The organism is Aristophania sp. ESL1100, assembly GCF_058511235.1.
On the sequence record NZ_CP196394.1, the window covers coordinates 181,150 to 204,333 of the forward strand.

Below are 23,184 nucleotides of genomic sequence, written 5' to 3' on the forward strand. Positions count from 1 at the left end.
AAACGCTATTTATGGCGTTTGCGATGTTTCGCTTTGGGTAACGGGTTGGCCGATAGAATACCTCCATCCGGCAGGATGTTATCATCAATAACCGGTGCCTGTTTCACAGCGGCTTTTATGGGAGCTGGTGGCTGAGGAGCCGGCTTGGCCGGGGGAGGCGGTACGGGCGTTGGTGTTGTAACCGGCGCTGTCTGAACAGGGGCTGGTTTCGCGGGTGTGGGTTCTACAGATTTAACCGGCGCCGGTGGTGCAGCGGGGACGGGTTTTATGGGTGCCGGTTTTGTCGGGACCGGTTTTATTGGCGCGGGTTTGGCAGTGACGGTCTTTTTATGCAGCGGTGCCCGGGGTTTTTGTGGCAGGATTGGATGAGACAGAGCGGGAGCAGGTACAGGAGCAGCAGCGCGTGGAGCCGCTTGAACCGGTGTCACCGGTGCCATAGGAACGGGTGTTATATTATGGGCCGGAAGTGCGTTTGCGCCAGGGATGAAGGGAACAGGCGTTACAGGGGTGGAATGAGCGGCTGCTTTAAGAGCCTGACTTTCCTGCGGGGACATATGGGTGACCAGCCCGTTAGGTGGGGGGAGAGTCGGGCCATTTTTAACATAGCCGTAACCATCTTCTGACAAGCCGGGATGATGAACCCCTTTTTGGGCAGCACACCCGGTGAGGAGGAGAAAACCTATGGCAGGTGCAGCAAAAGACAGTTTCATAAAAGGTTGGCTTCCAGCATCCGGGCAAGTTTTTGTGCGATATGACGATACGCTTTGGCTTCTTCGCTCTCAGGGTCAGTCACGATAAGAGGGGTACCTCCGTCTGCTCCCTGACGGATATTAACAGAAAGTGGAATTTCTCCCAAAAAGGGTAAATTCAGCGCTTCTGCCTCATTCTTCACACCCCCATGGCCGAAAATGGCGGTCGGTTCCTTACAATGGGGGCAGCAGAAATAGGACATATTTTCAATCAGTCCCAGAATAGGCGTGTTCGTGCGTTCAAAAAGGGTAATGCCCCGTCTTGCATCCATCAGGGCGATATCCTGTGGGGTGGAGACGATAACGGCGCCTCCTTTTTCGAGCTTATCGCCAAGTTTTTTGGTAAGGGTCAACTGGGCATCCCCTGTGCCGGGGGGCAGGTCCACCACAAGCACATCGAGCTCGCCCCATTCCACGTCATCAAGAAGCTGGTTGATGGCGCCCATGACCATCGGGCCACGCCAGATCAGGGCCTGTTTTTCATCGACCAGATAGCCGATGGACATGGTTTTCAGATTCCATTTTTCGATAGGGATGATCTTGCCGTCAACAACATCCGGCCTGACGGACGCACCAAGCATGGCAGGGATGGAAGGGCCATAGATATCGGCATCAAGAAGGCCGGTTTTCAGACCGTTCAAGGCCAGTCCACAGGCGAGATTGAGCGCTGTTGTCGATTTTCCGACGCCCCCTTTGCCGGAAGCGATGGCAATAACTGCCTTCACACCTGGAACCGTCGGCCCGGCCGTTGCCTTGCCACCAAGGGGGCGGTGAGAGCTTTCAGGAGATGAAGACGTCATAAAGGATAATGTCACGGCATCCAGCCCGGTTTTCTCTTTCAGAAAAGCGGAGAGATTCTGCTGAAGCTTTGCCAGAAAAGCGTTGTTTTTGACCTTCGTTTCAAGACTGAGAAAGGCACGGGCCTCTTTGACGGTAACGTCCTGAAGGCTGAAACGACCGGCAAGGTCATGGTTACGTAGAAATTCTGCGCAATTTTGCCCGATCAGGGCGATCATGGAATCGATATCATGTGACATGGGGGCGAGTTTCTCACGTTGTGCGCCTTACGAAAAGGAGAAAATCAGAAAGCGACAGAAGGGGGAGATGACGTTTCTTCAGGAATGAGGTAGAGTTTCGGACATGGATAAAAATGCCTTTCATTTTCCGTTCCGTTTCCCTGTTTCCTGCATGGCATTATTGGCGGCAGGAAGTTTCCTGTCTCCCGCTATGGGTCAGGCTGGAGAGCAGAATCCTGCCGCTCTGCCACATTCCTCAGCGGCGGTAAAAGGGCTTGCAGGACAGGGCATTGGCTTTGCTGATCTGGTGGATCAGCTCTTGCCGGCGGTGGTGAATATTTCAGCCTCGCGTGTGATTCGTCCCGCTGATGACGAGAAATCTGACGGCCCGGACGCCAATAGTCCCAATGGCCCTCAAACCCCGAATTCGCCCAAGGGCTCCCCGCTGAATAAATTCCTTCATGATTATATGAAGCATAAAGAGGATGAACCGCCTAAACGGGAGGTTCAGGCTCTGGGGTCAGGTTTTATCATTGACCCGTCAGGCATTGTGGTCACGAATAATCACGTTATCGATAATGCCGATCAGGTCAGTGTGACATTGCATGACGGGACTGAACTGCCAGCTAAAATTGTCGGACGTGACAGCAAGGTTGACCTGGCTGTTCTACAGGTAAAATCGCCTCACCCCTTGCCGCATGTTGAACTGGGGAAAAGTGATCAGGCGCGTATTGGCGATGTCGTGCTGGCGATTGGCAACCCTTTCGGGCTGAGCGGGACAGTCACAGCGGGGATTATTTCCTCGCGCAAACGGAATGTCGAACATGGTCTGTATGATGATTTCATTCAGACCGATGCTGCGATCAATAAAGGGAATTCCGGGGGGCCGCTCTTTAATCTCAAAGGGCAGGTGATCGGTATCAACACGCTGATTTATGGAGGCGCGGGGGGAGATTCGATCGGGATCGGCTTTGCCATTCCTTCAGATGATGCGCGGGGAATTATTGAGCAGCTTCGCCAGAAAGGGTTTGTGCAGCGTGGCTGGCTGGGAATTTCCTTTCAGGATCTGACCCGCTCCATGGCAGAGGATCTCGATATTTATGATTCGAACGGTAATCCCGCCAAAGGCGCCATTTTATCGGAGATAAAGGAAAAAGGCCCCGCTGCCAGAGCGGGACTGGCTGTTGGTGATGTGATCCTGGCAATAAACCAGCAGGATATTACAGGGACGATTTTACCGCGCCTTATTGCCGATCATCAGCCAGGTGAAACGGTTTCACTGGATATATGGCACCGTGGCACGCGTAAGACAGTGCCGCTTATTTTGGAAAAATCACCAGAGGAACATGACCCTCTGCCCTCAGATGTTCACCTGCCGGAACATATGAACAGGACCGTGGCCAGTCTGGGGATCAAGGTCAGCGTCATTGATTCCGATATGCGCACGCAATATGCCCTTTCGGACAGTCAGCGTGGGGTCCTTATCACCGAGGTCATCAAAAACAGCATTGCCGATCAGCGCGGTGTTAAAGAGGGGATGATGATCAAGCAGGTCGGGGAAATAGAGGTCAATACACCGGATGCTTTTGCCCGCGCTGTTAAAAATGTGGCGGATCTGAAAAAGAAAGAGGTCCTGTTTCTAATACAGGATAAAGAGGGCCTGGTATGGCTTCCTCTTCCTTTAGCCCATTGGACCGATTCATATTAAAGCGCGCTTTTGCGCCCGCGGCTTGAGTTCTTCTACAAGCCGCGATCTCTCTTGATCTGGTCCCAGGCGGCGTTGATTTTGGCAACACGCTCCTGTGCCTGAAGGCGTTGTTGCTCTGTCATAGGCCGCTGGGCCAGAATGTCAGGATGATTTTCCCGCATCAGAACGCGCCAGCGAAGGCGGATTTCCTCAATTGTGGCGGATTGGGTTATGCCAAGAATACGGTATGGATCAGGAAGAGTGTCCGATGAGGCGCTTCTGGGGTGGCCGCTTTCGGCACGGTTCCAGGCATTTTCAGAAAGGCCGAATGCCTTGTGGACGCGTTTGAGATAATCCAGCTCCCGCTCATCAAGAGGGGCGCCGGGAGGAAGGTCAGAGCGCGCAATATAGAAAAGCGAACTTAACAGCCCTTCCAGTGGCGCACGATTGTTGGCATAGGCACGCCCCAATTCCCGGGCATAGAGCTCAAAATCATCAGTGCGGTTGCGGGCGCGGTCAAAAATCAGACCGATATTATGAAGGGCATCTTCCGGGAAGTGATAGCAATGACGGAAGGCCCGAATTTCAGTCCGGTTAACCGTTCCATCAATTTTGGCCAGCTTGGCACTCAGTGCGACAACAGCAAGGCCGAAAAGCTGGTCATTTTTGCCCATGAGAGAAGCCATTTTGGCCGCTGTGAACATGACAGCATTATCAGGATCGGGAGAGCCGTTGCTTCTGAAATGATCGCCCCACGTCCCCGTTGGCGGGTTCAGAAGCCTCTTTTTATCGGCCAGGTGCCCCAGAGCGAGCCCCATGACAGCTCCTACGGGGCCCCCTGTAAAGAGACCCGCTGTGCATCCAAATAATTTTCCCCATACGGCCATAAAGTCACTCTTGCTCTACTGATCTTCAATAATAGGGTGAAATGCCTTTTATAAAAGAGTGGTTAACCCTGGTCATTTTGCGCAGGCGCAGCGAGCTGCGTCAATAGATCCTTTAAAACTGCGATCCTGAGGGAGGAGGCAAGGCCCGTCTCTGGGTCACGGCGTGAATCAATGCTTATGACCAGAGCGGCGAGTGAAAGATTGCTGCGTCGTGCCATTTTTTCAAGAAGGTCCCAGAACTCTCTTTCAAGGGCGATGGAGGTGCGGTGGCGGCTGAGCGTGATACTCCGTTTGACAAGCCCGCTCATAAGGATCCTTTCGGGTTTTTCTGAAGCTCAAGCTGCTCAAGGGCCCATAAAGCGGTTTCAGAAATGATGGGATTACAATCCTGTGTTAAGCGCAGCGCTTCAGGACGGAGCGATTGATCTCCCGAGTTGCCAATGGCGATCAGGACATTGCGGATAAAGCTGTCACGCCCGATGCGCTTAATGGGTGAGCCGGAAAAACGTTGCCGGAAAGCAGCATCATCAAGAGCTGCCAGCTCAGCAAGGGGCGGGGCAATATTTTCGCTTCTGGCATGGAATTTAAGGGTCTGGGCTGTCTGGGCAAAGCTGTTCCAGGGACAGACTGCCACGCAATCATCGCAGCCATAGATGCGGTTACCCAGGGCAGGGCGCAGCTCAACGGGGATAGAGCCTTTATATTCAATGGTCAGATAGGAGATGCATTTTCGGGCGTCCATCTGTCCGGGGGCCAGAAAAGCCTGCGTAGGACATGAGTCCAGACAGCGCGTGCAGGATCCGCACTTCCCGCCTTTTGGAAGAGAGGGGGTGAGGGAAAGATTTGTGAAGATTTCTCCTAGAAAGAGCCATGAACCATGCGTGCGCGAGACAAGACATCCATGCTTTCCGCGCCAGCCCAGATGCGCTTTTTCAGCAAGGTCACGTTCTGAAACAGGCGCTGTATCGACAAACACTTTGACCTGCGTTCCCGCCCCGCCATATTTGACCACGAATTGAGCAAGTTGTTTGAGCATGCCTTTCATAACGTCGTGATAGTCACGGTTGCGGGCGTAAACAGAAATATTGCCGCACTCTTTCTGCTCAAGCCCTGCCAGGGCGTTACCGGGTGGGGCATAGGAGAGGCCGAGGGAAATGACCGTTTTTACGTCGGACCATAATTTCCGGGGCTGGGCCCGCTGCTCGATACGCTCTTCCATCCATGTCATGGTGCCGTGATAATTGCAGGCGACAAAAGCGCGCAATCCTGCTTCAATGCCGGGATCAAGAGAGGCTTCGCAAAAGCCGATGGCGTCAAACCCCAGCTCACGGGCATGGGCCTCAATTTTTTCTTCAATCGTGCGGAGTTTGTGAGACAGAACGTCTCTCCTTTGTTAGAAACAGGCCTCTTGCTGTTAGTCTTTGCGTGGATCGGAACGAAATTGCAATATCTGCTTATCAAAACGTTCAATAGGGTGCTGATGGCCCTATGCCTGCTGGGCGTCATTGGCTCCCTGGCTTCTGCGCGCGCTGGTGAAACGGCCCGGACGATAGACCAGCTTTATGATCATATCAGGCAGGATCCCCAGCTTTTAAGGATTTTCATGCAGAATTTCCCCAAGGGAGGGGACCTGCGTAACCAGCTGGATGGCTCAGTCTATGCCGAGACATTATTGCAGTGGGCGGCGAAAGATAACCTCTGCGTCTCTCTCAATATGGGGAAAATCCTGCCCTCTCCTTGCGGCGTTGCCACCCATAATGAGCAGCCAGCTTCCCTTCTTCCCAAGGATCTTACGAGCTGGAGCCACCTGATCGCCGCTCTTTCGCTTCGTGATTTTGTGCCAACGGTTGGCGATCGCTCCGCCCATGATCATTTTTTTGGCACATTTGAGCGTTTTTCCGCTGTTGAGCGGACCCATCAGGGGGAGCTTCTGGCCGAGGCCATGAAAGAAGCCGCCCGTAATCAGGTCAGCTATATCGAATTTGTGCTAACACCGTCCGTCAGTGCCAATGTTACGGTCGCTGGCAAGCCCAGACTTGCTGAGGCCTCTGACCTGCCGCACGTGCATGAAGATCTGCTGAAGGCTCTGCCTGATCTCACCCATAAGGTGCAGCATGAGGTCACAGCCATGCAGGACAAGGCGCGGGCGCTTCTGCATTGTGGTGAAAAAAACGAGGACCGCGCCTGCAGGATTGAAATACGCTATCTCTCCCAGGCACCACGCAACGCGTCTCCCCTGGTGGTTTTTACCGAACTGGAAATGGGTTATCTCCTCGCAAGGAATAATCCGCTCTTTGTGGGTGTGACACTGACCGCCCCTGAGGACGCCCCTGAAGCAGCCGCAGATTATGCCCTGCACATGGATATGTTTCGTTTCCTCAACACTATGTACAAGGATGTGAAACTGGCTTTGCCTGCGGGTGAGCTGACACCCCGTCTTACCCCTCCCGAAAATCTATCTTTCCATATGCGTTCTGCCGTAGAGGATGCGGGTGCCAGCCGGATCGCACAGGGACTTGATATTTCATATGAAGAGAATTCAGCCGCCCTGCTTGAGCGTATGGCCAAACGTCCGGTTACTCTGGAATTGAATATAACCCGTAATGAATGGTTAACAGACGTAAAAGGGCAGGATCATCCTTTCACCTTATTTCAACGTGCTCATGTGCCTGTCGTGCTGACAAGTGATAATGCAGGGATTTTCCGTTCAGATTTAAGTGAACAATATGTTCTGGCAGCCAGTCGTTATCACTTATCCTATACAGACCTTGTGACATTATCACGCAATTCGCTGGAACAGTCCTTTCTTGAGGGGCATTCTCTATGGGTGAATGGTCACTTCGGCCAAAAGGTAAAACCCTGCGTTACAGAAGCTGTAACGGCCTCACCAGGCCGGGTTTGTGCGGCATATCTTCAGAAAAATACCAAAGCAAGGCTGGAATGGCAGCTGGAAGTTTCCTTAAAAAAATTCGCTTCTGACATGCCTGGGAACATAGTTCTGACACGTTAAGGGACTAAAATGGTATTGCTTTCCGGTAATGGGGGCATAATCGCAGGAAAAGTGATCTATGATTGATTATATCGCACTCCTCAGTGAGGACGAGAACAGGGTCTATCATGTTATGTTCCCGGATTTTCCCGGATGTATGACCGCGGGCTCCACGATTGCGGGTGCCAAGCGAATGGCCCGTGAGGTTCTTATGAACCATCTCAGTATTATGAAAGCTGACGGCGCCATAATCCCCAGCCCTTCATCCTGTGCTGAAATTATGACCAATCGGGCTTACCGGGAGGCCCTGGCGTTTGAAGTGGCCGTTTCGGCGCTTTATTGCGGGATAAGACTTCAATGAAATGATCTTGATAATGGGTGATCTCTTTAAAGTATAACCAGACATAATATCTGGTTATATTTTATTGATCGTCTCATTATAAATGCATCCTTTACATGCCTCTGCAGAAGATCAGTGCTCTATGGATCGTTTAAGAGGCTTTTTTTGGAGGAAATTCCCAGATAGAGAAGGATTTTCCTTCAGGGCCCAGTGTTATGGATTTAAGGCATAGGTCCTATATGATTTCCAATCAATGGTTGAAAGAGTAGGGATATCTTATGGGAAGCACCCTCCTCCATGAATTTTAACCGGAATTTTATAGTTCCTTTGTATTTTCCCTCTTATCTGTGACTGACGTAAGTAGAGGTCATGTTAAAATATAACATTCTGTTATTTATGACGTTCTGTGCTTTTGTGTTTAATGTAACGGCAGAGGCCGGAGATTATTGTTCTCTCGACCGTTTGAGGTCATTGTTCAATGATGATCCCCGGATCAGGAAAGATATTCCTCATTGGAAAGATGAGAGTCTAAGCGATAAGGTCTTTTCTCCTGATGATGAAGGCTACCATAACATTCTGGATAATCTGAAGTCCGGGAATTTTGTATATGACAAAAATGGTCAATATGAAAAAATTTCGAAGGACGATTATCTGGTATCTCTGACGAATGGTGAGTATGGCATAGGGCCAGAATTAAAGAAAATAGGCCCTGAACGTTACCTGATTTCTGATGTTCAGGGGACCGGGGATTTTTTAACAGATTATATTGCCTATTATGATGGGAAAATAGCGCATATAGCTGGTTCGGTTGGTGGCCTTGGTCTAAGGCCTTTATTTGATGGTGGATCTCTCTATGTATCAAATGACCTCTTATATGGGACGATCGATCAGGAGCTTTATGTATTTGAGCTTCATTACATCCGAAATGAGAAGGATGGTTCTTTCGTAGCGTTTTACTCATTGAGCGGAAAGGCCAATGGGAGTGGAGATGTTAGGGAAATCTGCAGGAAGACGTACACAATTTCTGATCAATGGCTGACAGGGCAGGGCTATCGGGATAGGAAGACTGAAAGTCCCAAAACACCATAAAAAAATGGTTCTCTGCTCCTTTTTCCCTTACAAACTGGAAGTTAATGATACGACCTGATGTGAAGAAAAAATGATGAGAAGAGTTTCCCGTTTTTTAGGAACGATGCTGGCAGCCACAACCTTGTTTATGGGGCTGACCGGCGTGTCCGATGCTGCTTCTGGCAGAAATGCCGAGAAGACAAAGCCGATCGAAGTCCGCGTGGTTGTGGTAACAGCCTTTGAAATCGGGAAAGATGAGGGCGACATTGCCGGTGAGTTTCAGAACTGGGTTGAGAAGCTGCCTTTAAGGGAGACAATCCCGGCACCCGCAACCTATCATGGCGTTTATCGTTATAACCCCGAGCTCCATGTTTTAGGGATTGTCGGTGGTGAAGGGCCAACGCGGATCGCCGCCTCTATCACGGCTCTAGCCTCTGACCCACGTTTTGATCTAACCCATGCTTATTTTGTTCTGGCTGGAATTGCGGGGATCAACCCGCGTGCAGGCACCATCGGCACGGCCGCCTGGGCACGTTATACCGTGAATGGGGGCGCGGCACACCTCATTGATTCACGGGAAATTCCTTCAGACTGGCAGGATGGCTTTACCCCTGTGCAAGGGTCAAAACCTTACGAGCAGCCAAGACCGCCTGTTCATTCCATCGCAGCTGATATGGTTTACGCGTTAAATCCGCAGCTTGTGAACTGGGCGTATCAGAAAACGAAATCCATTCCACTCCCTGATAGTGCAGAGGCTCAGGCTAAGCGCGATCGCTATCATGATTTCCCCAAAGCCATGGCAAAGCCGGAGGTCATTTTGGGCGATACCATTACGTCAGAGACATTCTGGCTGGGAGCCCGCATGAATGACTGGGCGGAACGCTGGGTGCGTTACTGGACAGATGGGAAGGGGGCAATGGCAACCACCGCGATGGAGGAAATCGCCCTCTGTCAGGCTCTGAGCTATCAGGAAAAAGTGGGCCGCGTGCGTACAGACCGCGTCCTTGTGCTACGCACAGCCAGTAATTTTGATAGGCCGCCTTCCGGTGAAAACCCGGCATCCATGCTGGCTGAAGAAGCACATGAAGAGAGCTTTGTCGGGCTGAAACTGGCTACACAGGCCGCCTATGACGTGGCCAGCCCTGTTGTCAGAGACCTTGCCACCCACTGGGACCGCTATAAAAACACACTTCCCACCCCCTAGGGAGGCTCTTTGTAGCGAAGGGCCTTCACAAGGGCCCGAAAAGCGGGTGAAGATTGGCGGCGGCTGGGGTAGTAGAGATAATAGCCGTCCCAATAGGGGAACCATTCCTGGAGCACAGGCTGAAGCCTGCCCTCTTTGATATGGGGCAGGGCGAGCTCTTCAGGGACGTAGGCCAGGCCTTTCCCTGCAAGGGCTGCGTCTAAAATGAGGTTGATGTTATTAAAGACAAGCTGGCCATCCACGTGGACCTTGATCTCACGCTTCTCTTTCTCAAATTCCCACGCATAAAGAGCTCCGGAGGCCGAAAAGCGGCAATTGATGCATTCATGGCCGGTCAGGTCATGAGGGGTGGCCGGGGGAGGGTTCCGGGCAAAATAGGCGTGTGTGCCAATAACGGTAAAACGGATATCCGGCCCGATCCGGACAGAGATCATATCTTTGGCAAGCTGCTCTCCCATACGGACGCCGGCATCAAAACGGTCCGTGACAATGTCTGACAGACTATTATCAAGAAAAAGCTCAATTTTGATATCGGGATAATCCAGCAGGAATTTTTCAAGTTTCGGCACGAGAATATGGCTGATCGCATAATCAGGGGCATTAATGCGGATCATTCCGGCCGGTTTTTCACGCAATTCATTCAGGGCGTCAATTTCAAGATCAATCTGTTCGAAATGCGGTCCTATCCGGGCAAGAAATCTTTCCCCGGCCTCTGTCAGGGCAACGGCTCTGGTTGTGCGCGTCAGCAGGCGCAAACCGAGCCGTTCTTCAAGGCGGCGCATCGTGTGGCTGAGGGCCGATTGCGAAATACCAGACTGCGCCGCCGCCTTTGTAAAGCTGCGTGTCCGCGCCACAGCGAGGAAAGCCAGCAGATCATTGATATTGGGACGCACCATTCAGCGTGCTTCAGGCGTGAAGATGGTCATGAAAGAATGTAGCGATCCTCTCAAAGGGAATGATCTCTGTTTTGTCATAAAGGTCTGTATGGTTGGCACCCGGAATGATGAGCAGTTCCTTGGGTTCGGCGGCATTTTCATAAGCTGTTTTGCTGAAATAAAGCGAATGAGCCTTTTCTCCGTGAATGAACAGAATGGGGCGTGGTGAAATCTCTTTTATATAGGTCATAAGAGGGAAGTTCATGAAAGAGAAGGGCGTTGTTTTCGTCCAGGCATTGCCGGAATTTACAGAGCGTTTATGAAAGCCACGCGGCGTCATGTAATAATCATGATAATCAATCATGAATTGTGGCTCACCGCCATGCAGTTCATTATAAGGCGGCTGGTAGGCAGGGGCCCCTTGTGCGGCATCCTGCCAGCGCTGAAGGCTCAAGACTTCGAGTGTTTCGGTGCGTTGCTGCGGTGTCACACGGTCATTATAGCCTTTGGACATCAGGCGGCTCATATCATACATGGTGCTCGTGACAACAGCCTTGATGCGTTTATCAACAGCGGCTGCATTCAGGGCGATGCCACCCCAGCCACATATGCCGATAATGCCGATCTGCTCTCTATTCACAATGGGAAGAAGCCCCAGATAATCCACTGCGGCACTGCAATCTTCTGTATTGATATCAGCTGAGGCAACATTGCGGGGTTCACCCCCGCTTTCGCCTGTATAGGAGGGATCAAAAGCGAGCGTTGTAAACCCGCGTGCGGCCATAGTCTGGGCGTAGAGACCTGAGGCCTGTTCCTTGACCGCACCAAAAGGGCCACACACGACCAGACCCGGTAATTTTTTCCCGGCATCCGCTTTCGGCACATAAAGATCGCCTTTGAGGGTTATGCCATAGCGGTTTTTAAAAGTGACTTTCTGGTGCGTTACGTCCGGGTTTTGAGGAAATGTTTTATCCCATGAGTCAGACATTGTGTGCGCCTTTGCTGAAAAAAGGGTGGAACGGTGAAAAGACAGGAAAACCGTCAGAGCCGTAATGCCGGCACTGACTCCTTTAAGGAAATGACGGCGACGAGCCTTAAAATCTGCTTTCAATGGTGAGTGTTCCGCCATCTTTACATCTTCCTGTCACAGACTGTTCTGCCTTTATTCTAGTGGGATGGATGATGATTGATTAGAGGGCTTTATAGAGATGAAGTCATGATTTTATTTCATGAATGATAACGTTCTCTATTGCCATATTTTATGGAAAAACCGCCTTGGTCACGATCCATTCATGAATGATATTCATAACCACATGCGAGCCGGGGCTTCTGGTTTTTATTGTATGCATCCTTTATGTCTGTGCCCTGCCTGGAGAAGAGGGGCAAGTCTTCTGCGCCGTAACTCTATTATAGCCATTCTATGGGAGCTGACGTGAATCAGGATTTATCCGTGCAATCTGCTGAAAAGACCAATAACGCCGTAAAGGAACAGGCTCATTGGAGCGGCGTCTTCGCTATGTCTTTATGTATTTTTGCCCTTATTTCTTCGGAGTTTTTGCCGGTCAGCCTCCTGACGCCAATTGCTGCTGACCTTCACGTGCATGAAGGTCAGGCCGGACAGGCTATTTCAGTTTCAGGGGCGTTTGCGGTCGTTACGAGCCTGTTTATTTCCTCTCTGACAGGCAAGCTTGACCGTAAAATACTCCTTCTTGCGCTGACGGCCCTTATGATTCTGTCCGGGATAGGTGTTGCCCTGGCTCCCAATTACATTCTTTTTATGGTGGGGCGGGCCCTGATCGGCATTGTCATAGGCGGTTTCTGGTCAATTTCAGCCGCGACGGCCATGCGCCTTGTGCCAAAAGCAAAGGTCTCAAAAGCTCTGGCGATTTTTAATGCCGGGAATGCGCTGGCCGTTGTCGTTGCGCCCCCTGTTGGCAGTTTTTTAGGCGCCGTCATTGGTTGGCGGGGTGCTTTTTTCTGCGTTGTTCCAGTCGCAGTGATTGTTCTTATATGGCAATGGATCAGCCTCCCTCCCATGCAGGCTGAAACGCAACCCAAACTGGGCGATGTTGTCAGGATTTTACGCGATCCGCTGATTGCTTTGGGTATGGTGTCGGTCGGTATCTTTTTTATGGGGAGGTTTACTCTCTTTACCTATATCCGTCCCTTTCTTGAACAGGTGACGCATGTGGGGCCAGCCGGCTTATCAGCGACTTTCTTTGGGATTGGCTGTGCAGGGTTGGTCGGGACACTTCTTGTCGGCTTCTTCCTGGAAGCCTATCTTTACAGTGTCTTGGTTCTGATTCCCATTTTAATGATGGTGATCGCATTCTCACTGGTGGCTGGCGGGGGAAACCTGTTACTGACCGTCCTATTGCTTCTTTTATGGGGCCTGGCGTCAACTGCCGCGCCTGTCACATGGTGGACGTGGCTCGCACGCTCCCTGCCCAGAAATGTAGAGCTGGGAGGGGGACTGATGGTCGCTATCATCCAATGCACTATTACAATCGGTGCTATTGCAGGAGGTTACTTATTTGACCATAGCGGTTATCAATGGACCTTTTCGGCAAGCGGCCTTCTTCTCATCTTGGCAGCCCTTCTGGCCTTTGTGACGTCACGCTTCGTTACGAGCGCGAAACCTTCAAATAAATGAAGGTTTCGGAAATTCGTCCTCGCTCCAATCCCCTTTAGCCCAGTTTTCGCGCAGGGTTACGGCCAGTTCAGGGAGGGTGCCATCAAGAATGGCGGCCCTGATCTGGCGCATAAGCCTCTGATAATAGGCAAGATTGTGCCATGTCAGCAGTATAGGGCCGAGCATTTCATTGGAGCGGAAAAGATGGTGGATATAGGCCCGTGAGTAACGGCCCGCCAGGGGGCTGTCATCTTCAGGGCTGATCGGGCGCGTATCGTCAGCAAAACGGGCATTGCGCATATTCATCGTGCCACGTTCGGTATAGGCGCGTGCCGTACGTCCGGCGCGTGAGGGCATGACGCAGTCAAACATGTCACATCCGCGCATGACAGCTCCAAGGAGGTCATCCGGTGTGCCGACGCCCATAAGGTAGCGGGGTTGGTTTTCTGGCAGTTCGGGGACTGTATAATCCAGGGTTGAGAACATGAGTTCCTGACCTTCCCCAACGGCCAGACCACCAATGGCGTAGCCTTCAAAGCCGATGTCACGCAGAGCCTTGGCGGAATATTTACGAAGGTCCTCTTCTGTGCCGCCCTGCACAATACCGAATTGCCCATAGCCCGGGCGTGCCGTAAAGGCCTCACGTGAGCGGGCTGCCCAGCGCATGGAACGCTGCATGGAGGTCTCCAGCGTTTCTTTGGTCGCGGGCAGGGCAGGGCATTCATCAAAGGCCATGGTAATGGTGGCATCCAGCTTGAACTGAATGTCGGTCGAGCTTTCAGGCGTAAGGCGGTGCTTGCTGCCATCAATATGGGAGCGGAACGTCACGCCATCTTCATCCATCTGGCGCAGAGGCCCCAGGGACATGACCTGAAACCCGCCGGAATCTGTGAGGATCGGGCCGGGCCAGTCCATCATGCGGTGCAATCCACCCAGCCTCTGAACGCGCTCTGCCGTCGGGCGCAACATGAGGTGATAGGTATTGCCCAGAATAATGCCCGCTCCCGTTGAGCGAACGGCATCTGTGGTCATTCCCTTGACCGTGCCGACCGTGCCAACAGGCATGAAGGTCGGTGTCGGGACTGTGCCGTGGCGCGTATGAAGGAAACCGGCGCGTGCCTTGCCGCAACGGGCCTCCTCCTGCCAGTGCATTTTATCGCTGGGTGTATAGTCAGGAGCGGGGGTGAATTTCTGCGTCATGGTCATTGCCTTATGATTGGCGTTCAAGGAGGCAGGCATCGCCATAGGAATAAAAGCGCAAACCGTTCTCTATGGCGTAATGATAGGCTTTGCGCATCGTGTCTGTCCCGGTAAAGGCACAGACGAGCATAAAGAGCGTTGAGCGGGGAAGGTGGAAATTGGTCAGAAGGCGGTCAACAATTTTGAACTGATAGCCAGGTTTGATGAAAATGCTGGTCTCTCCGCTCCATGGTGCAAGCGTTCCATCTTCCCGGGCGGCACTTTCCAGAAGACGGAGCGTCGTGGTCCCGACCGCAACAATACGGCCGCCTCTGGCTTTTGTTTCATTGATGAGCTGAGCTGTCTCTTCATCAATATGGCCCCATTCAGCGTGCATTTTATGCTCAGCAATCGTGGAGCGCACGGGCAGAAATGTCCCGGCCCCGACGTGAAGCGTGAGGCTGCAATGGCGGATATTTCTGGCTTTTAAGGCAGCCATGAGTGTGTCTGTGAAATGAAGCCCGGCTGTGGGTGCTGCAACCGCGCCCTGATAGCGGGAGAATATCGTCTGATAATCCAGAGCATCCTGCGCCGTCGGGCCGTGAGGGCGATCGATATAAGGGGGAAGGGCCAATACGCCCTGGCGTTCAATAAACTGATCGAACGCTTTGCCTTCTACCGAGAAATGCAACGTAACCGCGCCTTCGCCCTCAAGTTTTTCAACGCGTGCCGTCACGTTCTGCTCATCATCGAAGGTAAGCTCATCCCCCTCATGGAGCCTGCGCGCATTACGCGCCAAAGCGTGCCATGTGCCATCAGGCAGGATACGGTCAAGCGTGATGCCGATTTTTGCCTGCCCCCGGTGGGCTGTTAATTTGGCTTTTATGACTTTGGTATTATTGACTACCAGCAGATCATTTTCGTTCAGAAAATTGGTCAGATTGCCGATAACGTCAAGATGAAACTGCTTCTCGGGGGAGGTATGTGGATCAATATGCAACAGGCGGCCTGCCTCGCGGGGGCGTGCCGGTTCAGTTGCGATATTATGATGCGGGAGATGGAAATCGAAAAGAGCAAGATCATCAGTCATGATGATGCTCTCTAAAGAGGGAAGAGACCATATTCAAGAGAGAATCCTGATTATGGCCTCAAAAGGAAGAAAGGACCTATATTAATGATGTTTCTGAGTCAGGTTGTTCAGGCGGGTATTATTACGGGCAACCTGTTCTGACAGAGCCTGAATAAGGGCGTCCACATTATCCCCATGGCGGGACAGATAGGCTGTATAGTCGCTCCTCTGGGTCAGGCGCATACTTGCCCCTTCTCCATAGAGGTCAATAACCCGCAGAGGCTGACCGTCAACAACAACGGTCATGGTAACGTCAGGCTGTTTGGGGCGGCTGATCAGGATATCGACTTTTTTACCAGCAGGGCTGGGCACCTCGCCCGTGATTTTCAGCGAAACATTCTGATAATTACCGACCTGTATGGTCACCGCATAAAGCAGGACCTGATCAAAAAGAGCGAGGTAACGTTCTCTCTGAGCGGGCGTGGCAACGCGCCAGTAGCGCCCGAGGCAATAGCGCCCGATCCCTTCAATATCGACATGTTTTTTCAGGAGGGGGAGGATCTCTTCACGTTTTTTCTGCAACGAATCAGAGGAATCCAGAATCCTGGTTAATTCTGCTCCGAACTGTCCGACAAAATCTGTGGCTGGCGAGGCAAAAGCCAGCCCGGGGAGCAGACACAGTGAACCCATAGCAGCCAGAACAATTCTGCGTGACAAGCGGGGAAGCATCATTGATGGGTCTCCTGAATCAGAGTGTGTCTGAACATACTATCATATTAAAGCAAACAATCCGAAAAATGGTTAATACCAATCTGGTGTCGTAGCCCTGTGGTCCGCTTTTAACGTATCAATCTGCCCCTGACGGTTTTGCTGCCACGCACTGCGCAGATAGGCATAGGGGTCGAGGCTCTGATGCTCAAGTTCGTCAAGCTGGTCTGTGCTGTCGGCAAATGTATTGAACGTTCCCAATATGTTATAGCCCCAGTTAAAGCTCAGCAAGCCATAACCGCGTGGAACGTAATTGATAGGCATCAGACCCTGGCTGATGGCATATCCAGCCATGTCGCGGAAATTGGAAGGGCCCAGGAAGGGGAGGAAGAGATAGGGCCCCGATTTAACGCCCCATAAACTCATGACCATGCCCGGGTCAGTTTCGTGCTGTTTGTAACCGGCATAGCTGGCGACATCAATGAACCCGGCAAGCCCTGCACTCATATTAATGAGATAGCGCATGAAAGCGTCACCCGCGCGGCGTGATTTCCCGGCCCCTACGTCCGAAAAGAAGACAGAGGGAGCGCGCCATGTTTCATTGACGGTGGCGATGGAGTGGCGAATAGGCCCGGGGACGTATTTCTTCCATCCACGCCCGACAGGACGCAGGGCTTTATGATAAGCCCAGCTATTGATTTCGAACATCTTGCGGTTGACAGGCTCATAAGGGTCGTTTGCCTGTTTGTAATCCTGGAGGGCTTCCGGATCTTTCGGTGGTGGTTTCCGCCATGAACCACAAGCGGAGAGCGTTAAAAGAGCGAGAGCGCCTGCCATAATGCGCGGAGAGACCGTCCGACGCTGAAGGCGTATTTTCTTGCAGGCTCTACGGGCCATTATCCACCACTCCTGATGCTGAAAGACAGAGAGGATCAGACAGCCCCCTCTCACGAGAAAAATAGCGTTGCGGCTCTTATAATCTAAAAATTTCTCTCCTGCATCCTCTTTTCTTCTATCTTTTTAAGTGAAACCATTTTCTTAATCAGACTCATCAGTCACGTCTGTAAAGAGAAGTTTCATAACTCTGGTGATAATTAATCAGTCAGGACGGTCATATTTTCATAAATGGGTCTATAATAAGCGGGACTTGCCTCGGAAAAGAAAAGGACAAGAGTATGTTATATGGAATTGGAAAACGCTATTTTCTGTCTGCAACGTTACTTCTTGTTTTCGGACTGTCCGGATCTGTGCAGGCGGCTCCCCAATTAACGATAAAAAATTGGGGTCATCTGAAAAATGGTGAGCAGGTTAAGGCCATTACCCTGTCCAATGATGATCATATCACTGTGACCGTCCTGACTTATGGTGGGATCATCCAATCAGTGGAAACACCGGACAGGCACGGAAAGACGGCTGACATTGCTCTTGGTTTTCCAACAATAGAAGAATACGCAAACCATAATAAAAGCACCTTTTTCGGCGCGATACTTGGCCGCGTGGCGAATCGTATTGCAGGAGGAACCTTCACCCTTGAGGGGAAAAATTATCATATCCCCCTTAATGATGGGCCGAATGCAATCCATGGCGGACCGGAAAGTTTTGCCCGGAAAATATGGGCCATTGATAATGCAGGTCAGGATCCGTCAGGGGCGTACGTTCGTCTGAAATTGCTCAGCCCCGATGGCGATCAGGGTTTCCCGGGAGCTGTGACGGCAAAGGTCACCTATAAGTTGGATAAAGAGGATCGTCTCTCTATCCATTATCAGGCTCAGACAGACCGCCCGACGATCATTAATCTTTCAACGCACACTTACTGGAACCTTGATGGAGAGGGGAGTGGCTCCATAGAGCCTGAAATTCTTCAGGTCAAAGCGGACCGTTATGTGGAGACAGATCAATCCTCTCTTCCAACAGGTAGGTTGGTCAAGGTAGCGGGCACGGCCTTTGATTTTAACAAGCCGCACGTCATAGGTGACCGTTTGCGCAGCAATGAGTCACAAATGCTCTGGCCGCATGGTTATGATAAATGCTGGGTGTTGGACGAAAAGGCGCAGGCGGGGAAAATCAGATTGGATGCACGTCTGACCGATCCCCGTTCCGGTCGTATTCTGGAAGTGTTTTCCGATCAGCCTGGATTGCAAATCTATACCAGCAACGCTCTTGATGGCCGTTACGCTGGCTCTTCAGGGCGTGCCTACCGGCAGGGGGATGCTGTTGCCTTTGAGCCGGAACATTTTCCCGATAGTGTCCATCATCCCGAATTTCCAACAACCGAGTTAAAACCCGGGGACGTTTACGACCATTGGACGGTTTTCAAGTTCTCCCATAACTAGAGCTTGGCCTGCAGAATGTGCTGGAAAAATGGGGAAATAAGCCAGTCAGTGCTCTTGACTCATTTTTATCCCCATAATCCCGAAAAATCTTCACAGAGTCGTGCCCGATCTTGTCCTCTGTTCTGGGGATAAGTCTCTTTTGCGCCGGAAGAACAGGCCCTGAAAAACCCTAAAAAGAGGGTTCACGGAATCTTGCACACAGCCTGAAAGGCAGGAGAATGCTGAAGAAAATGACTCTTCTTCACATATTATCCCTCACCGCTCACAGAGTCATACCCGAGCTTGTCCCCTTTTCTGGGGATAAATCATTTCCGCTGTTTCAGGGCAGAATTTTTGGGGTTTGGGGACGGAGTTTGTGGGAGGGGGTTTGGGGCTTTGTTTGTGAGATGTTTTGTCTATTTATGATGATGATTGAATTGGCAGGACCTTGAATCAATCTTGATTTAAATATAAGCAGTCATTCGTTGAATATGATTCAATGAATTATAATTTTTAAAACGGAAATTATTATATGAGCTTTAGGAAATTAGCCTCTGTTATTGGGTTAACAGCCGCTATGGCACTTTCTGCCTGTTCGTCTGGTGGTAATACGTCCCTTAAAAATGAGACTTCTGCGACGGTTGATCAGAAAATCCAGGATGGGGTTACGACGAAAGATCAGGTTCGTCAGCTCTTTGGGGATCCGGTCGCTTCAACCTTTACCGATAGTGGCCATGAAGAGTGGAAATATGTTTTCCGGAAGGCCCAGGCGGACGCCACCAACTTTATCCCTGTCTATGGCAGTCTGCATAGTGGCAGCCATGGTAAGGAAAAACATCTGACGGTGATCTTCAATGGGAATGTCGTCTGGCATCATTCCATGAGTGAATCAGCTGTTTCCGGCTCAGCAGGGGCTTTCTAAGCTTTTGTTGTTATAAATCCGGTTTTCACGTTATTTTTTCACGTCGCCGGGTTTTATTGGGAGGGCTTTCGGGCTCTCCTTCTTGAAAGCGGGTTTAAGCGGCCAGTGAGAGCGCTAAACCAAGGCGCTGTGAATGTCTAAAGATGGGCAGTCGCTGGGGCCGTAGCTCGGCTGGATGAGGCCGTTTCCTTCTGAAAGTAGATGTGCAGATCTTCTCTGGCTTGTCGTTTTTGAGCGACTGAAGGCGTCTGAAGTTCAATCTTTTCACTATGGGAATGGCCCGAGAGAGTGGCAGTATGATGGGGCGCACGGTGAAGCTTCATCGAAACAGTAGTCTCCGCACTGTCTCAATTTGTGAGACCTGTGAGGCATGGTGGCTTCAAGAGAGGGGGGGGATGAGGCACCGTTTATGGGCCTGCCCATCCAACTCTTGTTTCATACCTCACGTAAAGTTACCGCTTCGACATTATGATAAAGAACAGGTCCTTTTGGATGTTCCAAACTATGGCCTGTTTTTGTACATGACGCGGGTTTTTCTATGGGGAATTATGAGGAAGACTTGGAATATTCCTCATAAGTCTCAAACTCACCTTTAAAAACTTCCCTTTGAAGCGGATGACAAGAAGGGTTATCGGCTTCTTTCTTAATGAGCGCACCGAATTGATCGATCCAGTCAGTCTCCGCTTTCATGTTGTCATTGCTCAAATCAAGACTCTGTTTACGTTGCGCTATAGCTTTTAAAATAGTACGCCTGTTATTAGGAGACACGTCTTTTATGAGGCTGAATACGTCTGTCACATCCCATAGGCTTAATAAAGGGTTTTCTTTGAAATAAGGAATATCAAAATAATAAATTAATGCTTCAAAGTCTGAAAGACCCTTATTATTCACTAGCTCATTAATTTTTAACAAAAAATGTTTTTCCAATGATAGTTTTGACTTTTCTTTATAATATTCCAATAATTCTTTAAATTCAGAAGTCGTATGTTCTTTATAAACACAATTATCAAACTGATTATCATCACATATGAAAACGCTATGAACCATATAAGACTCAGCTTGTTCGTCAGAGATGTTTCTTTTTTCTAACGTCCTATCCAGGTAATTTTTCAAAATTTCTATCGTATTATCTGTTGCTATGTCTTTTACACCGATCTTGTTTAAATAAAGATAAATTCCACAAACATGAAGGCACTGTTCATCCTGATAGGTAGTGTTTTCAAAATCATATAAAAACTCTTTTATAAGATTGTCATATTTAGATTGGGGATAATTATTAATACTCCATAATTTTTTCCATGAAGGAAAATAGTTATAATTATAAAATAATAGTGCTAGATTATTGGAATATTCTTCTTTGTTTAAAGTTCCCTGAATGACAAACTTATAAAAAATTTCCAAAAATGGATTCATCTGTATGAAAATATCAAAATAACCTGCTGTTTTCATACGTTCGATGTGCTGCTTAAGCCCTATATCTTCCTCAGTGAGGCTTCCTTTCTTCTGATTTTTTGTAACATCATATATTTTAGACAAAATATTTAAAGACGTATTCATTATTCGTTGTTCAAAGATGATAATATAGAGAAATTTTATAAGATCTGGTAGTAAAGGATGTTTTTCATCTGTGACATATTCATTATATTTATTGTAATATTTATCTATATTGTTGAAATCTATATGATCAAATAACTCTTCCCCAAAAACCATAAGAAAGGTCAATGTACGTAAATTGGCAACCTTGGTTTCAGTGAAAAAAGATATAAATTCCTCTTTGTTATTCTCTAAAAAATCTCTGAATTTTTTACTGGAAACCATATCAATAGCTTCATTAAAGGCTGCTTCAATATGGGGTTCGATCTTTAAAGTCAGATAAACAGTTTTTTCTTTAATACGCTTATAAGTGTCTTTGTTTTCTTGATCGTTTCGATAGATCTCGTCCTCATTGGCTATAATAATAACACGATTTTCCTTAGTTTCGACTAAAGGCTGTATAAAGGAAAGGATCTCGGAGAGATCCATTTTGGCTCTTTCCAGATCGTCAAAGATTAAGAGTCTCTTTTGGGCCTCCAGGTTATGTTCACCTTTAGTTCCTTCAGATGATGGTAAAGAGATAGTCGCCTCAGTACCTTTCACTAACTTATCCAAAACAGGACCCTTCACGAAGTTATCCAAATCAATCTTTACAGTCGATTTTAGAAAACCTTTAGCAATGACTTTCGTTAATTGCCCCGCTTTCCCACCCCAAAATGGATGCATGGCAACATAGAGGGCTTGAGCAATTTCTTCTTTGCTGCTTATTCCATAAAGAGAGATAGATATGTCTCTCTGATAATCCTCCGTCTGTGTTGTCGACTTTTTTTTAGAAAATTTATGGACAATCCATGTTTTTATGGAGCTCAGAAAAGTTTTTTTTACCCTTTGATAATACCCTGTCCGTGCTGATGATCTTTCTTCAAGAAATTTACGGACGAGCCATGTTTTCCCGCTGCCCCATGTTCCGTTAAGCATAAGTGCAAAAGGGGGGTTTATATTTCCCGTCACAATAATCATTTATTTTTTCTATAATGGGTTTATTGGGACCCGCCCATTCATAGTCTTTCATAGAACGCACGCCTTTCTTCAGTTCTGTACATTATTTATATGTACGACCTATATAGTAAGGCGGACGGGTCTGGCTATATGGTTGTCCAGGGGCAGCGCCCTTCCCTCAAAGGAAAAACCATCGCGATCCCGCCGTCTGTACCAGGTGTGGGTGTCTGGTACGGACGGTTATCTCTTATAAAACGGCTTAATTATCCTCGTCGTCAGATGGGTCAGACGGGATAGCCGGTTTGGTGGCATCGTCTGAGGAAGGAGGGGGTGCTTCTTCGGCGAGAGCGGTGGGGGCGGCTTTGGGCGATAGCGGGGCTGTAGCCGGGGTGTCTGAGAGGTAGGAATGGGGGTCGATCTGCTTGAAAGCAGTTGATTTTTCACCCGTTATCAGATTTTCAGTCGTCACGAGATAGGAGGGTTTCCCCGTATGGGAAAGGCCGGCAGCGGGCTCGCCTGTGATGGTTTTGACGAGTTTCTGCTCGGCATCCCTAAAGGAGACGGACCAACCCGGCGCAGCGTCAGTCGGGAGGATGACGCTGAGCGAGGAACCATCGGGCTTTTTGACCGTGATAGGGGCGGGAGCGGGGACCGTTTCCTGAGGGGCGGCGGTTGGCGATGTGCCAGTTGAATCCGCAGCGTTGGCGGGTTGCTGCGCCTTTTGGGGCGTGTCTTCTGCCCGGGCCATGGGAGCGGAAGAAAGGGAGAGAGCCGTGCTCACAGCGGCGATCAGGGCAAAAAAAGAGGCTCTGCCTTTAGAAGCGGGGCCTTGTGGATGTCTGATGAATCTGCCGGGGCGAATGATCTGATCCACCATCGCGTCTCCTTTTTGCGAATCAGGTAATTGATACTGTTATGATCCTCAATAATTGAGACAATATTGGGGCGATAACATTAAATCTGCCTCATAAAGAGGATCTATTTCTTTGAAAATTCTCCTTTTACCTGAGTTTTC

At 49.8% G+C, this 23,184-nt stretch carries 23 protein-coding genes; 9 read left to right on the forward strand and 14 right to left on the reverse strand.

The genetic code is table 11. The features are described from left to right. Positions 1 to 5 precede the first annotated feature (5 nt). Together ACSYSY_RS00830 and ACSYSY_RS00835 are read right to left on the reverse strand one after the other, a co-directional pair. Positions 6 to 710: a hypothetical protein gene (locus ACSYSY_RS00830; RefSeq protein WP_491707447.1), complete on the reverse strand. Its 705-nt coding sequence runs from the start codon at positions 708 to 710 to the stop codon at positions 6 to 8. Beyond that, complete coding sequence (locus ACSYSY_RS00835; protein WP_491707448.1) at positions 707 to 1,786, reverse strand: Mrp/NBP35 family ATP-binding protein; 1,080 nt, start codon at positions 1,784 to 1,786, stop codon at positions 707 to 709. Before ACSYSY_RS00835 ends, ACSYSY_RS00830 begins: the two co-directional genes overlap by 4 nt. A 103-nt stretch (positions 1,787 to 1,889) precedes the next feature. Between ACSYSY_RS00835 and ACSYSY_RS00840 the strand changes: the two genes are divergently transcribed. Then, positions 1,890 to 3,473 (forward strand): Do family serine endopeptidase, encoded by a 1,584-nt coding sequence (locus tag ACSYSY_RS00840; RefSeq protein WP_491707449.1) that lies wholly within the window; start codon positions 1,890 to 1,892, stop codon positions 3,471 to 3,473. 32 nt (positions 3,474 to 3,505) lie between these two features. Here ACSYSY_RS00840 and ACSYSY_RS00845 read toward each other — a convergent pair whose 3' ends face one another. The 3 genes from ACSYSY_RS00845 to queG all read right to left on the reverse strand — a co-directional run bounded on the left by ACSYSY_RS00845 (position 3,506) and on the right by queG (position 5,717). Continuing rightward, the gene (locus ACSYSY_RS00845; protein WP_491707450.1) at positions 3,506 to 4,339 is read right to left on the reverse strand and encodes a TerB family tellurite resistance protein; all 834 of its coding nucleotides are present in this window, start codon (positions 4,337 to 4,339) and stop codon (positions 3,506 to 3,508) included. 62 nt (positions 4,340 to 4,401) lie between these two features. After that, the gene (locus ACSYSY_RS00850) at positions 4,402 to 4,647 is read right to left on the reverse strand and encodes a ribbon-helix-helix domain-containing protein (RefSeq protein ID WP_491707451.1); all 246 of its coding nucleotides are present in this window, start codon (positions 4,645 to 4,647) and stop codon (positions 4,402 to 4,404) included. Continuing rightward, on the reverse strand, positions 4,644 to 5,717 hold the full coding sequence (gene queG, locus ACSYSY_RS00855) for a tRNA epoxyqueuosine(34) reductase QueG (RefSeq protein WP_491708191.1): 1,074 nt from the start codon (positions 5,715 to 5,717) through the stop codon (positions 4,644 to 4,646). The genes ACSYSY_RS00850 and queG overlap by 4 nt, the downstream gene beginning before the upstream one ends. 102 nt (positions 5,718 to 5,819) lie before the next feature. Between queG and ACSYSY_RS00860 the strand changes: the two genes are divergently transcribed. The 4 genes from ACSYSY_RS00860 to ACSYSY_RS00875 all read left to right on the forward strand — a co-directional run bounded on the left by ACSYSY_RS00860 (position 5,820) and on the right by ACSYSY_RS00875 (position 9,940). Then, positions 5,820 to 7,349 carry an adenosine deaminase gene (locus tag ACSYSY_RS00860; RefSeq protein ID WP_491707452.1) on the forward strand — a complete coding sequence of 510 codons (1,530 nt, stop codon included), beginning with the start codon at positions 5,820 to 5,822 and terminating at the stop codon, positions 7,347 to 7,349. Positions 7,350 to 7,407: 58 nt separating this feature from the next. Continuing rightward, positions 7,408 to 7,689: a type II toxin-antitoxin system HicB family antitoxin gene (locus tag ACSYSY_RS00865; RefSeq protein ID WP_491707453.1), complete on the forward strand. Its 282-nt coding sequence runs from the start codon at positions 7,408 to 7,410 to the stop codon at positions 7,687 to 7,689. Positions 7,690 to 8,037: 348 nt separating this feature from the next. After that, complete coding sequence (locus ACSYSY_RS00870) at positions 8,038 to 8,757, forward strand: hypothetical protein (protein ID WP_491707454.1); 720 nt, start codon at positions 8,038 to 8,040, stop codon at positions 8,755 to 8,757. A gap of 70 nt (positions 8,758 to 8,827) precedes the next feature. Then, positions 8,828 to 9,940: a purine nucleoside permease gene (locus tag ACSYSY_RS00875; RefSeq protein WP_491707455.1), complete on the forward strand. Its 1,113-nt coding sequence runs from the start codon at positions 8,828 to 8,830 to the stop codon at positions 9,938 to 9,940. On the opposite strand, the gene ACSYSY_RS00880 is transcribed toward ACSYSY_RS00875, so the two are convergent. Both ACSYSY_RS00880 and ACSYSY_RS00885 read right to left on the reverse strand, forming a co-directional pair. Continuing rightward, entirely contained in the window at positions 9,937 to 10,836 is a 900-nt protein-coding gene (locus tag ACSYSY_RS00880) for a LysR family transcriptional regulator (protein ID WP_491707456.1), read from the reverse strand. The two genes, ACSYSY_RS00875 and ACSYSY_RS00880, sit on opposite strands and share 4 nt — an antisense overlap. Before the next feature lie 10 nt (positions 10,837 to 10,846). Further along, complete coding sequence (locus ACSYSY_RS00885; protein ID WP_491707457.1) at positions 10,847 to 11,944, reverse strand: alpha/beta hydrolase; 1,098 nt, start codon at positions 11,942 to 11,944, stop codon at positions 10,847 to 10,849. 100 nt (positions 11,945 to 12,044) lie between these two features. Here ACSYSY_RS00885 and ACSYSY_RS00890 point away from each other — a divergent pair, with 100 nt between their 5' ends. Next, positions 12,045 to 12,251, forward strand: a complete 207-nt coding sequence (locus tag ACSYSY_RS00890; RefSeq protein ID WP_491707458.1) for a hypothetical protein — start codon at positions 12,045 to 12,047, stop codon at positions 12,249 to 12,251. Further along, a complete protein-coding gene (locus ACSYSY_RS00895; RefSeq protein ID WP_491707459.1) occupies positions 12,248 to 13,468 on the forward strand; it encodes an MFS transporter in 1,221 nt (406 codons plus the stop codon). The genes ACSYSY_RS00890 and ACSYSY_RS00895 overlap by 4 nt, the downstream gene beginning before the upstream one ends. On the opposite strand, the gene tgt is transcribed toward ACSYSY_RS00895, so the two are convergent. The 4 genes from tgt to ACSYSY_RS00915 all read right to left on the reverse strand — a co-directional run bounded on the left by tgt (position 13,457) and on the right by ACSYSY_RS00915 (position 17,300). Continuing rightward, a complete protein-coding gene (gene tgt / locus ACSYSY_RS00900; RefSeq protein WP_491708192.1) occupies positions 13,457 to 14,599 on the reverse strand; it encodes a tRNA guanosine(34) transglycosylase Tgt in 1,143 nt (380 codons plus the stop codon). The two genes, ACSYSY_RS00895 and tgt, sit on opposite strands and share 12 nt — an antisense overlap. Before the next feature lie 58 nt (positions 14,600 to 14,657). Continuing rightward, positions 14,658 to 15,716, reverse strand: a complete 1,059-nt coding sequence (gene queA, locus ACSYSY_RS00905; protein WP_491707460.1) for a tRNA preQ1(34) S-adenosylmethionine ribosyltransferase-isomerase QueA — start codon at positions 15,714 to 15,716, stop codon at positions 14,658 to 14,660. An 81-nt stretch (positions 15,717 to 15,797) separates the two neighbouring features. Beyond that, entirely contained in the window at positions 15,798 to 16,427 is a 630-nt protein-coding gene (locus ACSYSY_RS00910; protein WP_491707461.1) for an MlaC/ttg2D family ABC transporter substrate-binding protein, read from the reverse strand. 69 nt (positions 16,428 to 16,496) lie between these two features. After that, positions 16,497 to 17,300, reverse strand: a complete 804-nt coding sequence (locus ACSYSY_RS00915) for an MlaA family lipoprotein (RefSeq protein WP_491707462.1) — start codon at positions 17,298 to 17,300, stop codon at positions 16,497 to 16,499. A gap of 278 nt (positions 17,301 to 17,578) precedes the next feature. Between ACSYSY_RS00915 and ACSYSY_RS00920 the strand changes: the two genes are divergently transcribed. Continuing rightward, positions 17,579 to 18,736, forward strand: coding sequence for an aldose epimerase family protein (locus ACSYSY_RS00920; RefSeq protein WP_491707463.1), 1,158 nt, complete (start codon positions 17,579 to 17,581; stop codon positions 18,734 to 18,736). 511 nt (positions 18,737 to 19,247) lie between these two features. Then, a complete protein-coding gene (gene bamE / locus ACSYSY_RS00925) occupies positions 19,248 to 19,637 on the forward strand; it encodes an outer membrane protein assembly factor BamE domain-containing protein (RefSeq protein ID WP_491707464.1) in 390 nt (129 codons plus the stop codon). A 137-nt stretch (positions 19,638 to 19,774) separates the two neighbouring features. Here bamE and ACSYSY_RS00930 read toward each other — a convergent pair whose 3' ends face one another. The 3 genes from ACSYSY_RS00930 to ACSYSY_RS00940 form a co-directional block, all read right to left on the reverse strand. Then, positions 19,775 to 19,960 (reverse strand): hypothetical protein, encoded by a 186-nt coding sequence (locus tag ACSYSY_RS00930; RefSeq protein ID WP_491707465.1) that lies wholly within the window; start codon positions 19,958 to 19,960, stop codon positions 19,775 to 19,777. 223 nt (positions 19,961 to 20,183) lie between these two features. Next, a complete protein-coding gene (locus ACSYSY_RS00935) occupies positions 20,184 to 22,190 on the reverse strand; it encodes a P-loop NTPase fold protein (RefSeq protein ID WP_491707466.1) in 2,007 nt (668 codons plus the stop codon). 238 nt (positions 22,191 to 22,428) lie between these two features. Further along, positions 22,429 to 23,046 carry a hypothetical protein gene (locus ACSYSY_RS00940; RefSeq protein WP_491707467.1) on the reverse strand — a complete coding sequence of 206 codons (618 nt, stop codon included), beginning with the start codon at positions 23,044 to 23,046 and terminating at the stop codon, positions 22,429 to 22,431. Positions 23,047 to 23,184: the final 138 nt, after the last annotated feature.